Source organism: Mesorhizobium sp. USDA 4413 (assembly GCF_056280365.1).
Map to the genome: position 1 here is coordinate 937,308 of NZ_JBVPRP010000001.1, position 12,370 is coordinate 949,677.

Below are 12,370 nucleotides of genomic sequence, written 5' to 3' on the forward strand. Positions count from 1 at the left end.
CCGGCTAAGGCAGTGTAAACCACACCGGCAGCATCCCCGACTGCTGCATGCCGTCGATCAGCTCGAAGGCCGGCAGCGCCACCAGGAACACCAGCCCGTCGAGCAGCGTGTTCAAGAGCAGACGCGGCTTGAAGCTGCCGGTATCGCCTTCCTGGTAGAGCGTCAGGTTGGGGAAGAAGCGCGGCACCCTGGCGAGATAGGCCTGGTAGGGCGCGCCGAGCACTTCCTTCAGATAGCGCTCCTCGCGTAGGATGACGATGTGGAAGGCGCCGGCGCAGAGCAGCGAAAACAAGATAATGCCGCTGAACGAGCCGATCTGCGCGCCGACGCCGGCGGCAGCGACGGTCGAAAAGAGATAAAGCGGGTTGCGGGTGATCGAATAGGGACCGCCGGTGACCACTTCGGCCGATTTGCGCCCGCCTATGTAGAGCGTCGACCACAGCCGCCCGACGATGCCGAGAAAGATCAAAAGCACGCCGAACATCTCGATCGACTCATGCACGGGCGTGTCCGGCGGAAAGGAAGACTGGCCGAACAGCAGCGCGCAGAACAGCACCACGATCAGCACCGCCAGCACGATCCGGCGCATGTGCTGATAGCCGCCCAACCCCTCATTCTGGTTGTCGGTCGGGACCTTCACTTCATCGACCATGACCCATCCGATCGTCGCTGGCGATCGGATTGAAAAACAGGCGCCCCGCCGATCGTCGGGACGCCGTGCCCGGCAATTCGGGCGGATTTTAGAGCGGGATGGAAAGAGCCCGGCAACTCTCGAAACCGTGATGGGCGCGACGCTTTTGGCGGCCGCGCCTTTCTCGGTCAGCGCGGCGCCAGAACCATCATCATCTGGCGGCCTTCGAGCTTCGGCTCCGCCTCGACCTTGGCGATCGTCGACACTTCCTCGCGCACCTTGTTCAGAAGCTGCATGCCAAGCTCCATATGCGCCATCTCGCGGCCGCGAAAGCGCAGCGTCAGCTTGACCTTGTCGCCTTCCTCGAAGAAGCGCCGCACGGCCTTCATCTTGGTCTCGTAGTCGTGGCTGTCGATGTTCGGGCGCATCTTGATCTCCTTGATCTCGATGACCTTCTGGTTCTTGCGCGCTTCGGCCGCCTTCTTCTGGTTGGCGTATTTCAGCTTGCCGAGATCGAGGATCTTGACGACGGGGGGCTGCGCGTTGGGCGATATCTCGACGAGATCGAGCCCAGCCTCTTCGGCCAGCAGCAGCGCTTCGTTGATGGAAACTTCGCCTCGGTTCTGGCCGTCGGCGTCGATAAGCTGGACCCGGGGCACCCGGATGTCTCGGTTGGAGCGCGGCCCGTCCTTGGTGGGTGCCGCTGCTTTGAAAGGTCTGCGAATGGTCGTGGTCTCCTCGGCCGTTTCGTTCAGGGTTTTAGACAAAAATAGGTGGACGCGCCTATGTGGTGAGCGCGCGGCCGGAGTCAATAGCATAGCCGCGCCGGAAAATCACCTGCTGTCCGGCAATTGTCTGCACCAAGCAAAGAAATGCCGCGAGCACTTTTCGTTGAACCCCGGCCTGTGCCAAAAGACCGGCCGAAAGGACAAGCTCATGGCCGCCAGCGCTCCGGTTTTCATCGATGTGGAGGGGTCGAACATCGCCGTCAGACAGGCGCCCGGCACAGCACCCGGCGTGGTCTGGCTCGGCGGCTACAAGTCCGACATGCTGGGCACGAAGGCCGACGCGCTTGCCGCCTGGGCCGCTCGCGAAGGCCATGCCTATCTGCGGCACGACTATTCCGGCCATGGCGAGTCGGGCGGCGAATTCGCCGCCGGCACGATCTCCAGATGGCTGGCCGAGAGCCTTGCCGTCTTTCGCCGGTTCAGCAAGGGCAGGCAGATCCTGGTCGGCTCCTCGATGGGGGCGTGGATCGCGCTGCGCATGGTGCAGGAACTGCGCAAAGCCGGCGACGACCGCGTCGCCGGACTGGTCCTGCTGGCGCCGGCGCCGGATTTCACGGTCGAGCTGATCGAACCGGTGCTGACCAAGGCACAGAGGCGCGACCTTTCGAAAAAGGGGTTTTTCGCCGAGCCGTCCGACTATTCCGACGAGCCTTACATCTACACGCGCGCTCTGATCGAGGACGGCCGGGCCAACCGGGTGATGACCGGGCCGATCGACACGCATTGCCCGGTGCACATCCTGCAGGGCCTTGCCGATCCGGATGTGCCGTCCGGCCATGCGTTGAAGCTGGCCGCGATGCTGCCCGCCGACGATGTGACGCTGTCGCTGATCCCGGACGGCGACCATCGTCTGTCCCGCCCGGAGGATCTCAATATGCTCGAACGGGTTGTCGGCGACATGGTCAGGCGGGCCGCCTGACCGATGCGCATCTCCATCCCGATATCTGCCTTCGTCGCGGCGATCGTCGGCTTCGGCGGCACGCTGGCCCTCGTCATCGCCGCCGCCAAGGCGGTCGGCGCGACGCAGATCGAGACCGCCAGCGGCGTCACCGCGATCTGCCTGGCCATGACGATCGAATGCCTGTGGCTGTCCTGGCGCACGAAGATGCCGGTCATCACCGCCTGGTCGACCCCAGGCCTGGCTCTGATCGCGGCCTCCAGCGGTTTCACGATGCCGCAGGCCGTCGGCGCCTTCATCGTCACCGGCGTCCTTCTGGTCGCCACTGGCCTGTTCAAGCCGTTGACCCGGCTGATCGCGAAAATCCCCGCCTCGGTCGCGTCCGGCATGCTGGCCGGCATCCTGGTCAGCTTCGCCGTCAATGCAGTGAAGACCATTCCGGCCGATCCCCGGCTGATCCTGCCGCTGATCGCAGCGTTCTTCGTTATCCGCCTGTTCAATCCGGCTCTGTCGGTGCTTGTGGTGCTGATCGGCGGCGGCCTCGCCGCTTTCCTTACCGGCCGCGTCGGCAGCCTGCCTGTGCCGGAACTGTCGACATTGACGTTCATTGCGCCGCAATTCACCGCCTCGGCGACCATTGGCCTCGCCTTGCCGCTCTATCTGGTCACCATGGCTTCCCAGAACCTTTCCGGCCTCGCGGTGCTGCGCGCCGCGGGCTATCATCCGGAGCCCGGTCCGCTGATCGGCGTCACCGGTCTGTTTTCGCTGCTCTCGGCGCCGTTCGGCGCCGCGACAACCAATCTTGCGGCAATCTCGGCGGCAATCTGCACTGGCCCCGATGTCCATCCCGACCCGGCCGAACGCTGGAAAACCGGGCCGTTCTACGCGCTTGCCTATCTCATCTTCGCGATCTTCGGCGCCTCGCTGGTGGCGATCTTTGCCGTCCTGCCGCAAAGCCTGATCGTGCTGGTCGCCGGACTCGCTTTGACGGCGCCCTTGGCCAACGCCATGTCGATTGCGCTGAAAGACGAGGCCGAACGCATGCCGGCCACCGTCACCTTCGCCGTGACGGCTTCGGGGCTCACGCTTTTCGGCGTCGGCGCGGCATTTTGGGGGCTAGTTGCCGGAATGGCAGTGCTTTTCCTGGAAAAACTCAAAAAGCGATAATCATTTCAGGCGCTTCGCCGGTTTTGGCTGGCCTTGCCTTGAATAGCCGATTTCGCCTTCCCATTTCGATTCCACGCAGCCGGTTTGGCTGTCTCCAACGGAAGGATTGGGAGAAATGAATACGACTGCATTGATCCGTCCGGCCTGGACGCCGGCCACCATCGCGCTGATGGTGATCGGCTTCATGGTGTTCTGGCCGCTCGGCCTCGCCATGCTCGCCTACATCATCTGGGGCGACCGGCTCGAGGGCTTCAAGCGCGACGTCAACCGCGCCACCGACGGCATCTTCGCCGGCTGCCGCCGCGGCTCGGACAAAGCGGCTCGCTGGGGTCACGGCTCGTCCCGCACCGGCAATGTCGCCTTCGACGACTGGCGCGAGAAGGAGCTCGAGCGGCTCGCCGAGGAGCGCCGCAAGCTCGACGAGATGCTCTCGGAGTTCGACGAGTATGCCCGCGAGCTGCGCCGCGCCAAGGACCAGGAAGAGTTCGATCGTTTCATGGCCCAGCGCAACAAGCCGACCGCGCCGACCACCACGACCGGGCCCACCGGAGCGACGGGGCCGAATAGCGGCAAGGGCTCGAATCTCCTTGACGACTGAGGCTCAACCATAGGGCCGCCCCCACATGCGGCGTCGCGCAAGCGGCGCCGTTTCTTTTTTGTTCTCCATCTAGCTTTACTCCACTGGCCGTTTCTCTCGAATCGCGTATCGTCCAGCCATGACCCTCGGCTTCTTTCGCAATCTGACCAAGCCAAAGCCCACGCCTGTCGTGGAGCGAGAACATTGCGTCGCCGGCCGAACGCTGCCGCTGAAGATCGTCGAAAGCGCCAGGGCCAGGCGGCTCACGCTGCGCATCGATTCCGGCGGCCAAGGCCTGCGGGTCACCGTGCCGCCCGGCCTGCGCCGGGGCGAGGTGGAGAAATTCCTCGACCGCCATCAGGACTGGCTGGAGCAGCGCCTGGCCAAGGTGCCGACGCGGCCGCAGGTACGCCCCGGCATCAGGATTCCGATCCGCGGCGTGCCGCACCGTATCGTGCATGAGCCTTCGAGGCGCGGCACCGTCACCGTCTCGCGCGACGAGCGCGGTCCGCTTCTGATCGTGCATGGCGAGCGCATCCATCTGCCGCGCCGCATCGCCGATTATCTCAAGCGCGAGGCGAAGAAGGAGATCGAGAAGCTGGTGGTGAAGCACACCGAGGCGATCGGCAAGCGCGCCAAGGCGATAAGGTATAAGGATACCTCCAGCCGCTGGGGGTCATGCACCTCGGAGGGCAATCTCTCTTTCTCGTGGCGCATCATGATGGCGCCGCCGGCGGTGATAAACTACCTCGTGGCGCATGAGGTGGCGCATCTGAAAGAGATGAACCACGGCCCGAAATTCTGGAGACTGTGCGAGAAGCTCTGCCCCGACACCGACCGCTGCAAGGACTGGCTGAAGCGCAACGGCGGGGCCCTGCAGGCGATTGTGTTTGAGTAGCTTAACCGGCTAGGTCGCGTTCCTTCACACCCCCCTCAGCCCCGCCGGGCATCTCCCCCGCGGGGAGATTGGCTATCGCCACGGCTTTCGCTAAATATCAAGCGCTGCAGGAAGGGCTCAGCGCCGAAGCTGCTGATCACCCCCCTCGCGGGTCGGCAGGCCAGAGGGGGGTGCTGTCCCAGCGTCCGCTGGTTCAGGACGAAACCCATCAATCATCATTCGCCGCGTTCAGCTCCTCCGGCCGCAATCCCTCCTCGCCCTGATGCGGCCAAGGCAAGAAATCCCGGTCGAAGGCATCGCTGCCGAAATAGTCCAGCGCCCGGTGCGCTTCGGCGCCGTTGAAGTCGGACTTTTCCATCAGATGCGCGATCACCTCGCGCGCCTGCGCGATCTTCTGCTTCAGTTCGGCGACGGTTCGGTCGGCCATGAGTGTCTGCTCCCGCCTGTGGTTCCTATATGAAGGTAGCGTTTTCCGAAGAGCCGGCAACAGCATGCTTTTTCTCGACTCTTTTCCCGTTTCGTGCCAATCCCGCGCCATGACACTCGACATCAAGATCTGCGGACTGAAAACCGACGCCGCAATGGCCGCTGCCCTTGCCGGCGGGGCCAGCCATGTCGGCTTTATTTTCTTCGCCAAGAGCCCGCGCTATGTCGAGCCCGCCGAAGCCGGGCGCCTGCGCGAAGCGGCGCGCGGCAAGGCCAAGGCGGTTGCCGTCACCGTCGATGCCGATGATGCTTTCCTCGACCAGATCGTCGCCAAGATGCAGCCGGACATGCTGCAGCTGCACGGTTCGGAAACGACCGGGCGCGTGGCGGAACTGAAGGCCCGCTATGGTCTCCCGGTCATGAAGGCGCTGTCGGTCAGCGAGGCGGCGGATCTGGACCGCATGAAATCTTTCGTCGGGGTCGCCGATCGCTTCCTTCTGGATTCCAAGCCGCCGAAGGGATCGCAACTTCCGGGCGGCAACGGCGTCGCCTTCGATTGGCGCGTCCTTGCCGGCCTTGACGCAGGCGTCGATTACATGCTTTCGGGTGGGCTCAACGCCGCCAATATCGGCGATGCCCTGAGACAGGCCAACCCGCCCGGTATAGACATCTCGTCGGGCGTGGAAAGCGCTCCAGGCGTCAAGGATCCGGCGCTGATCGAGCAGTTTTTCCGGGCCGCCAGGGCCGCGCGCGACGACCGCGCCGCCTGAACAGCCTAACCCGAATATGTCCCGGAAAGGTGGAATCCGGTTTTCCGACAAGGACGTGTTCAAAACATAAGATGCCAGGAGATCGGCGATGAACAAGCCGGCAATGCCCAATTCCTTCCGCACCGGGCCCGACGAGCAGGGCATGTTCGGCATTTTCGGCGGCCGCTTCGTCGCCGAGACGCTGATGCCGCTGATCCTCGATCTGGAAGAGCAGTGGAACAAGGCCAAGAAAGATCCCGAATTCAAGGCCGAGCTGCAGAACCTCTCCACCCACTATGCCGGGCGACCGTCGAAGCTCTATTTCGCCGAAGGACTCACCAAACATCTCGGTGGGGCCAAGGTCTATTTCAAGCGCGAGGACCTCAACCACACCGGCTCGCACAAGATCAACAACTGCCTCGGCCAGATTCTGCTGGCCAAGCGCATGGGTAAGAAGCGCATCATCGCCGAGACCGGCGCCGGCCAGCATGGCGTCGCCTCGGCAACTGTGGCTGCGCGCTTCGGCTATCCCTGCGTGGTCTACATGGGCGCCACCGACGTCGCCCGCCAAAGCCCCAACGTGTTCCGCATGCGGCTGCTCGGCGCCGAGGTGCGGCCGGTCACCGCCGGCCACGGCACGTTGAAGGACGCCATGAACGAGGCCCTTCGTGATTGGGTGACCAATGTCGAGGACACCTATTACCTGATCGGCACCGCCGCCGGCCCGCATCCCTATCCCGAGCTGGTGCGCGACTTCCAGTCGGTGATCGGCTCGGAAGCGCGCGCCCAGATCCTGGAGCAGGAAGGCCGGCTGCCGGATGTCATCATCGCGGCCGTCGGTGGCGGCTCCAACGCCATTGGCCTGTTCCATCCCTTCCTCGACGACAAGGATGTGCGCATCATCGGCATCGAGGCCGGCGGGCGCGGCCTCGATGGCGTCGAACATTGCGCCTCGATGAATGCCGGCAAGCCCGGCGTGCTCCACGGCAACCGCACCTATTTGTTGCAGAACTCGGACGGCCAGATCCTCGACGGCCATTCGATCTCGGCCGGCCTCGATTATCCGGGCGTCGGCCCGGAGCATTCCTGGCTGCGCGATTCGGGCCGCGTCCAGTATGAGCCGATCCTCGACGACGAGGCGCTTGAGGCTTTCCAGCTCACAACCCGCGTCGAAGGCATCATCCCGGCGCTGGAATCCGCGCATGCCATCGCGCATGCGATGAAGATCGTGCCGAAGATGGACAAGGACCAGATCGTCATCGTCAATCTGTCCGGCCGCGGCGACAAGGACGTGCACACGGTGGCCAACATGCTCGGCATGGAGATCTGACAATGACCACGCGCATCGACCGCCGCATGGCCAAGCTCAAGGCCGAAGGCCGCCCGGCTCTCGTCACCTACATCATGGGCGGCGACCCCGATTACGACACCTCGCTCTCGATCATGAAGGGGCTGCCCGCCTCCGGCAGCGACATCATCGAGCTCGGCATGCCCTTCTCCGATCCGATGGCCGACGGGCCGGCGATCCAGGCCGCGGGTCTTCGGGCGCTGAAAGGAGGCCAGACCTTGGCCCGCACGCTGAAGATGGCATCCGAATTTCGCGCCGGCGATGACGAGACGCCGATCGTGCTGATGGGTTACTACAATCCGATCTACATCTACGGCGTCGACCGTTTCCTCGTCGACGCCAAGGCCAGCGGCATCGACGGCCTGATCGTCGTCGACCTGCCGCCGGAAATGGATGAGGAGCTTTGCATTCCGGCGCTGAAGGCCGGCGTCAATTTCATCCGCCTGGCGACGCCGACCACCGACGACAAGCGCCTGCCCAAGGTTTTGGAAAACACCTCCGGCTTCGTCTATTACGTCTCGATGACCGGCATCACCGGCTCCGCGCTTGCCGACACCGCCAAAGTCTCGGCTGCGGTCACGCGCATCAAGGCCCACACCGCGCTGCCGGTCTGCGTCGGCTTCGGCGTCAAGACCGCCGAGCAGGCGCGCGTCATCGGCGCGTCGGCCGACGGCGTCGTCGTCGGCACGGCGATCGTCAATGCGATCGCCAATGTGCTGGGACCCAAGGGCGAGACAGCCGATCCGGCCGAAGCCGTCGCCACATTGGTCAGCGGCCTTGCCCAGGGCGTTCGTACGGCCCGCCTTGCCGCCGCCGAATAGTCTGACTAATTCTTCGCGGCGCAAATTCCAGCCGGAAAACCGCCACAGACTTTTCCTGGAATAGCTTGAAGTTCTTCCAGGGCAGGGAGCCGAAGCCATGAACTGGATCACCAATTACGTCCGCCCGAAGATCAATTCGATGCTTGGCCGGCGCACCGACATGCCGGAAAACCTCTGGATCAAGGATCCCGAGACCGGCGAGATGGTCTTCCACAAGGATCTCGAATCCAACCAGTTCGTCATTCCGTCCTCCGGCCATCACATGAAGATCTCGGCCAAGGAGCGGCTGAAATACTTCTTCGACGACGGCAAATATGAGGTGCTGGAAAACCCCAAGGTCGTCCAGGACCCGCTGAAGTTCCGCGACGAGAAGCGCTACACCGATCGCCTGAAGGAGGCGAAGACGAAGACCGGCCTGGAAGACGCTATCCTCAACGCGGTCGGCAGCATCGAAGGCCTGCCGGTGGTGGTCACAGTGCAGGATTTCGCCTTCATGGGCGGCTCGCTCGGCATGGCCGCCGGCGAGGCGATCGTGCACGCGTTCGAGGTCGCGCTTCAGCGCAGGCGGCCGCTGATCCTGTTCGCCGCCTCCGGCGGCGCCCGCATGCAGGAAGGCATCCTCTCGCTGATGCAGCTGCCGCGCACCACGGTCGGCGTCGACCGGCTGAAGGAAGCCGGCCTGCCTTATATCGTCGTGCTGACCAACCCGACCACGGGCGGCGTCACCGCCTCCTATGCTATGCTGGGCGACGTCCACATCGCCGAGCCGGGCGCGCTGATCGGCTTTGCCGGTCCACGCGTCATCGAGCAGACCATCCGCGAGAAGCTGCCCGACGGCTTTCAGCGCGCCGAATATCTGATGGAGCACGGCATGGTAGACATGGTCGTGTCGCGGCTCGAGATGCGGCCGACCATCGCGCGTTTGCTGAAAATGCTGCTCAAGATGCCGCCGGCCGACAAGCCGCTCGAGCCGGAAATCCTGCCGCCGGCGGTGGTCAATGCCGAGGCGCGGCCGCCAGCCTGAGGCGATATCATCGGCCGGCGCGACATCGTTCGCCGCGAACCGCGATTTGCGCCGTCCGTTGTGTGCTGTAGCCTCTTGATGCGCATGACCGTTCCGAGACCGATTCCCGGTCTCTGGGTTAGGCGTTAGGAATCCGCCATGACAACGCTTTCCGCCGAACGCGAAATCGAACATCTGATGACGCTGCATCCGAAAGGCTTCGACCTTTCGCTGGACCGCGTCACGCGGCTTCTCGAACGCCTCGGCAATCCGCAGGACCGGCTGCCGCCGGTCATCCACATCGCCGGCACCAACGGCAAGGGCTCCTGCGCCGCCTTTTCGCGCGCGCTGCTGGAGGCGGCCGGCCACCTCGTCCACGTCCATACCTCGCCGCATCTGGTGAACTGGCACGAGCGCTACCGGCTGGCGGCCGAAGGCGGCGGCAAGCTCGTCGACGACGACGTTTTCGCCGAAGCCATTGCGCGCGTCGCCAAGGCCAATGCGGGCCAGACGATCACCGTCTTCGAGATCCTCACCGCCGTCACCTTCATCCTGTTCTCGGAGCATTCGGCGGAGGCGGCGATCATCGAGGTCGGCCTTGGCGGCCGCTTCGACGCTACCAATGTCATCAAGCGTCCGGCCGTTTCGGTGATCATGCCGATCTCGATGGATCACCAAGCCTATCTCGGCGACCGCGTCGAGCTGATCGCCGCCGAAAAGGCCGGCATCATGAAGCGCGGCTGCCCGGTGGTGATCGGCGCCCAGGAAAGCGAGACAGCGCTTCAGGTGCTGATCGAGACGGCCGAGCGGCTGGATTGTCCGACCGTGGTCTATAGCCAGGATTTCCTTGCTTTCGAGGAAAACGGCCGCATGGTCTACCAGGACGAGGACGGGCTGATGGACCTGCCGCTGCCGCGCCTGCCCGGTCGGCACCAATACGCGAATGCCGCCGCGGCGATCGCCGCCGTCAAGGCGGCCGGCTTCGAGATCGGCCATCGCGCCGCCGAGCGGGCAATGACCCATGTCGCCTGGCCGGCACGCATGCAGAAGCTGACGCAGGGCAAATTGGTGGATCTGGCGCCGAAGGGCGCTGAGATCTGGCTGGACGGCGGCCACAATCCCGGCGCCGGCATCGTCATCGCCGAGGCGTTGGCCGAGCAGGAGGAGAAGAATCCGAGACCGCTGGTCCTGATCTCCGGCATGATCAACACCAAGGACCAGACCGGCTATTTCAGCGCCTTCAAGGGGTTGGCCCGTCATGTCTATACCGTGCCGGTGACCAACAGCGAAGCCGGCGTGCCAAATGACGAGCTGGCACTGCGTGCCGAAGAGGCCGGCCTGTCGGCGGAGCCGGTCAGCTCCGTCGCCAACGCGCTGATGCTGTTGCGCGACTCCTGGGACGGCCCGGCACCGCGCATCCTGATCGGCGGCTCGCTCTATTTCGCCGGCGCCGTGCTGGCCGAGAACGGCACGCCGCCGACCTGAAGCGAATCAAGATTGCGCTGCGGATTTCGGCGGGGGCCGAAAGGAGCCGGCCATGATCAAGGTGAAGCAACTCGCTCATGTCTGCATCTTCGCGCATGACCTGGAGGCGACGCGCCGCTTCTACCGCGACGTGCTCGGCATGGACACAAGGTTCAATTTCCTACGCGACGGCAGGATTTTCGGCTTCTATCTCGACTGCGGCGGCCGCAGCCATGTCGAGGTCTTTGAAAGGAACGAGGCGAGCTACAGCGACCGCGATCAGATCAACCACTTCTGCCTGGAGGTGGAAGATATCGACGCGGCGATCGCCCATATCCGGTCGAAAGGCGTCGAGGTCACTCCGAAAAAGCTCGCCTGCGACGACACTTACCAGGCCTGGATCAGCGACCCAAACGGCGTGAAGATCGAGCTGTTTGAATACACTGCACAAAGCGCGCAATTCGCCGGCGGCGACCGCGTCGCCGACTGGTGATCAGTTCAGCTGATTGACCGGTCCGAAATTCGGCTAGACAAAGGGATTTTGAAAAGGTTGCCGTTTGTCTTGGTGCAAGATTCATTCCGCGAAATCAGAGCAAACGCCGGGGATTGATTGATGCCGCCCCAACCTCGTCATTCTATGGCGGAGCAAGGAGCGAAGCGACGCGGCGCAGACCATAGAATCCATGCCGTGATCTGGAAGCGCCGCCACGGACTGAGAGTTTTGGTCCGGCCATTTCGAACTCCGCTTGCCGGAAATAGATACCGACAGAGCTTAGCCATCAAGATGGCAGGTGATGGCTAGCCAACAGCCTATTTCAGCTCGATCTCAATGAAAGCATATTCGCCGTCATTGGCGTTGATGACGTCGTGCTCGACGCCTTCCCGGCGGAAATAGGGCGCGCCCTGCTTCATCTCGGCGAAGGATTCGCCGTCCTTCGTCACCAGCTTCACCTTGCCGTCCATCAGCGGCACCACGACATAGTCATGGCCGTGGCGGTGCCAGCCGGTGTTGGCGCCCGGCGCGAAGCGGTACTCGGTGACGATGACGCGCTCATTGTCGACGTGTACTGTGGCCTTGGCTGTCCCGGTCATGGCGCTCTCCCTTTTTCTGAAGCAAAGAGTATGACGTGCCTGCATGCGAGGGCCAGAGCGCGTCGAGCGATGACGCCAAGAAAAAGCCCGGCGCGATTGGCCGGGCTTGTCCTTGAACTTTTCGAATCGGCTCAGGCGAGGCTGCCGTTGATCCAGTGCGACAGCGCCGTCTTGGGCGCCGCGCCGACCTTCATGTCGGCCACTTCGCCGCCCTTGAAGATCATCAGCGTCGGGATCGAGCGCACGCCATACTGAGCGGCGAGTTCGGGGTTCTCGTCGATGTTCAGCTTGGCGACCTTCACCTTCGAGCCGAGCTCCTTGGCGATGTCTTCCAGCGCCGGGGCGATCATCTTGCACGGGCCGCACCATTCCGCCCAGAAATCCACCACGACCGGCTCCTTGGCGTTGAGCACATCGGCCTGGAAATTGCCCTTGTCGACCTTGACGGTGGCCATGCTGAAATCCTTTCGAAAACTCGGGTTGCACCAAATGTGGTGGTTGTGGCGGC

Annotated in this window: 15 protein-coding genes; 10 read left to right on the top strand and 5 right to left on the bottom strand. The window is 63.7% G+C overall.

Annotated elements, in window-relative coordinates:
* Positions 1 to 4 precede the first annotated feature (4 nt).
* Together ACVMIM_RS04795 and infC are read right to left on the bottom strand one after the other, a co-directional pair.
* The gene (locus ACVMIM_RS04795) at positions 5 to 652 is read right to left on the bottom strand and encodes a methyltransferase family protein (RefSeq protein WP_041000055.1); all 648 of its coding nucleotides are present in this window, start codon (positions 650 to 652) and stop codon (positions 5 to 7) included.
* A gap of 167 nt (positions 653 to 819) precedes the next feature.
* On the bottom strand, positions 820 to 1,356 hold the full coding sequence (infC, locus tag ACVMIM_RS04800; protein ID WP_041009911.1) for a translation initiation factor IF-3: 537 nt from the start codon (positions 1,354 to 1,356) through the stop codon (positions 820 to 822).
* A 211-nt stretch (positions 1,357 to 1,567) separates the two neighbouring features.
* Here infC and ACVMIM_RS04805 point away from each other — a divergent pair, with 211 nt between their 5' ends.
* From ACVMIM_RS04805 to ACVMIM_RS04820, 4 genes are all read left to right on the top strand, one after another.
* The gene (locus ACVMIM_RS04805) at positions 1,568 to 2,338 is read left to right on the top strand and encodes an alpha/beta hydrolase (RefSeq protein ID WP_041000163.1); all 771 of its coding nucleotides are present in this window, start codon (positions 1,568 to 1,570) and stop codon (positions 2,336 to 2,338) included.
* Between the two features lie 3 nt (positions 2,339 to 2,341).
* Positions 2,342 to 3,484: a benzoate/H(+) symporter BenE family transporter gene (locus ACVMIM_RS04810; RefSeq protein ID WP_041000054.1), complete on the top strand. Its 1,143-nt coding sequence runs from the start codon at positions 2,342 to 2,344 to the stop codon at positions 3,482 to 3,484.
* A 115-nt stretch (positions 3,485 to 3,599) separates the two neighbouring features.
* The gene (locus tag ACVMIM_RS04815; protein ID WP_278051182.1) at positions 3,600 to 4,082 is read left to right on the top strand and encodes a DUF2852 domain-containing protein; all 483 of its coding nucleotides are present in this window, start codon (positions 3,600 to 3,602) and stop codon (positions 4,080 to 4,082) included.
* 118 nt (positions 4,083 to 4,200) lie between these two features.
* Positions 4,201 to 4,959 carry a M48 family metallopeptidase gene (locus ACVMIM_RS04820; protein WP_041000052.1) on the top strand — a complete coding sequence of 253 codons (759 nt, stop codon included), beginning with the start codon at positions 4,201 to 4,203 and terminating at the stop codon, positions 4,957 to 4,959.
* Between the two features lie 208 nt (positions 4,960 to 5,167).
* Here the strand turns inward: ACVMIM_RS04820 and ACVMIM_RS04825 are convergent, their stop codons facing one another.
* The gene (locus ACVMIM_RS04825) at positions 5,168 to 5,386 is read right to left on the bottom strand and encodes a hypothetical protein (protein WP_041000051.1); all 219 of its coding nucleotides are present in this window, start codon (positions 5,384 to 5,386) and stop codon (positions 5,168 to 5,170) included.
* Between the two features lie 109 nt (positions 5,387 to 5,495).
* On the opposite strand from ACVMIM_RS04825, the gene ACVMIM_RS04830 reads away from it, so the two are divergent.
* The 6 genes from ACVMIM_RS04830 to ACVMIM_RS04855 all read left to right on the top strand — a co-directional run bounded on the left by ACVMIM_RS04830 (position 5,496) and on the right by ACVMIM_RS04855 (position 11,263).
* A complete protein-coding gene (locus tag ACVMIM_RS04830; protein WP_476110798.1) occupies positions 5,496 to 6,155 on the top strand; it encodes a phosphoribosylanthranilate isomerase in 660 nt (219 codons plus the stop codon).
* Between the two features lie 88 nt (positions 6,156 to 6,243).
* On the top strand, positions 6,244 to 7,464 hold the full coding sequence (gene trpB / locus ACVMIM_RS04835) for a tryptophan synthase subunit beta (RefSeq protein ID WP_476110799.1): 1,221 nt from the start codon (positions 6,244 to 6,246) through the stop codon (positions 7,462 to 7,464).
* 2 nt (positions 7,465 to 7,466) lie between these two features.
* Complete coding sequence (gene trpA, locus ACVMIM_RS04840) at positions 7,467 to 8,303, top strand: tryptophan synthase subunit alpha (protein ID WP_476110801.1); 837 nt, start codon at positions 7,467 to 7,469, stop codon at positions 8,301 to 8,303.
* A gap of 97 nt (positions 8,304 to 8,400) precedes the next feature.
* Positions 8,401 to 9,327: an acetyl-CoA carboxylase, carboxyltransferase subunit beta gene (gene accD / locus ACVMIM_RS04845; protein ID WP_476110802.1), complete on the top strand. Its 927-nt coding sequence runs from the start codon at positions 8,401 to 8,403 to the stop codon at positions 9,325 to 9,327.
* 138 nt (positions 9,328 to 9,465) lie between these two features.
* On the top strand, positions 9,466 to 10,791 hold the full coding sequence (locus ACVMIM_RS04850) for a bifunctional folylpolyglutamate synthase/dihydrofolate synthase (protein ID WP_476110803.1): 1,326 nt from the start codon (positions 9,466 to 9,468) through the stop codon (positions 10,789 to 10,791).
* Between the two features lie 52 nt (positions 10,792 to 10,843).
* Complete coding sequence (locus tag ACVMIM_RS04855) at positions 10,844 to 11,263, top strand: VOC family protein (RefSeq protein WP_476110804.1); 420 nt, start codon at positions 10,844 to 10,846, stop codon at positions 11,261 to 11,263.
* Between the two features lie 317 nt (positions 11,264 to 11,580).
* Here the strand turns inward: ACVMIM_RS04855 and ACVMIM_RS04860 are convergent, their stop codons facing one another.
* Together ACVMIM_RS04860 and trxA are read right to left on the bottom strand one after the other, a co-directional pair.
* Positions 11,581 to 11,862, bottom strand: coding sequence for a cupin domain-containing protein (locus tag ACVMIM_RS04860; protein ID WP_027166948.1), 282 nt, complete (start codon positions 11,860 to 11,862; stop codon positions 11,581 to 11,583).
* A 131-nt stretch (positions 11,863 to 11,993) separates the two neighbouring features.
* Positions 11,994 to 12,317 carry a thioredoxin gene (gene trxA, locus ACVMIM_RS04865; protein ID WP_041000044.1) on the bottom strand — a complete coding sequence of 108 codons (324 nt, stop codon included), beginning with the start codon at positions 12,315 to 12,317 and terminating at the stop codon, positions 11,994 to 11,996.
* Between the last annotated feature and the right edge of the window lie 53 nt (positions 12,318 to 12,370).

Excerpts from the sequence above, each read along its gene's own strand:
- trxA (WP_041000044.1), bottom strand. The coding sequence starts at position 12,317 with ATGGCCACCGTCAAGGTCGACAAGGGCAATTTCCAGGCCGATGTGCTC.
- accD (WP_476110802.1), top strand. The coding sequence starts at position 8,401 with ATGAACTGGATCACCAATTACGTCCGCCCGAAGATCAATTCGATGCTT.
- ACVMIM_RS04830 (WP_476110798.1), top strand. The coding sequence starts at position 5,496 with ATGACACTCGACATCAAGATCTGCGGACTGAAAACCGACGCCGCAATG.
- ACVMIM_RS04815 (WP_278051182.1), top strand. The coding sequence starts at position 3,600 with ATGAATACGACTGCATTGATCCGTCCGGCCTGGACGCCGGCCACCATC.
- ACVMIM_RS04820 (WP_041000052.1), top strand. The coding sequence starts at position 4,201 with ATGACCCTCGGCTTCTTTCGCAATCTGACCAAGCCAAAGCCCACGCCT.
- ACVMIM_RS04810 (WP_041000054.1), top strand. The coding sequence starts at position 2,342 with ATGCGCATCTCCATCCCGATATCTGCCTTCGTCGCGGCGATCGTCGGC.
- ACVMIM_RS04860 (WP_027166948.1), bottom strand. The coding sequence starts at position 11,862 with ATGACCGGGACAGCCAAGGCCACAGTACACGTCGACAATGAGCGCGTC.
- ACVMIM_RS04850 (WP_476110803.1), top strand. The coding sequence starts at position 9,466 with ATGACAACGCTTTCCGCCGAACGCGAAATCGAACATCTGATGACGCTG.
- ACVMIM_RS04805 (WP_041000163.1), top strand. The coding sequence starts at position 1,568 with ATGGCCGCCAGCGCTCCGGTTTTCATCGATGTGGAGGGGTCGAACATC.
- ACVMIM_RS04825 (WP_041000051.1), bottom strand. The coding sequence starts at position 5,386 with ATGGCCGACCGAACCGTCGCCGAACTGAAGCAGAAGATCGCGCAGGCG.
- ACVMIM_RS04795 (WP_041000055.1), bottom strand. The coding sequence starts at position 652 with ATGGTCGATGAAGTGAAGGTCCCGACCGACAACCAGAATGAGGGGTTG.
- trpA (WP_476110801.1), top strand. The coding sequence starts at position 7,467 with ATGACCACGCGCATCGACCGCCGCATGGCCAAGCTCAAGGCCGAAGGC.
- ACVMIM_RS04855 (WP_476110804.1), top strand. The coding sequence starts at position 10,844 with ATGATCAAGGTGAAGCAACTCGCTCATGTCTGCATCTTCGCGCATGAC.
- trpB (WP_476110799.1), top strand. The coding sequence starts at position 6,244 with ATGAACAAGCCGGCAATGCCCAATTCCTTCCGCACCGGGCCCGACGAG.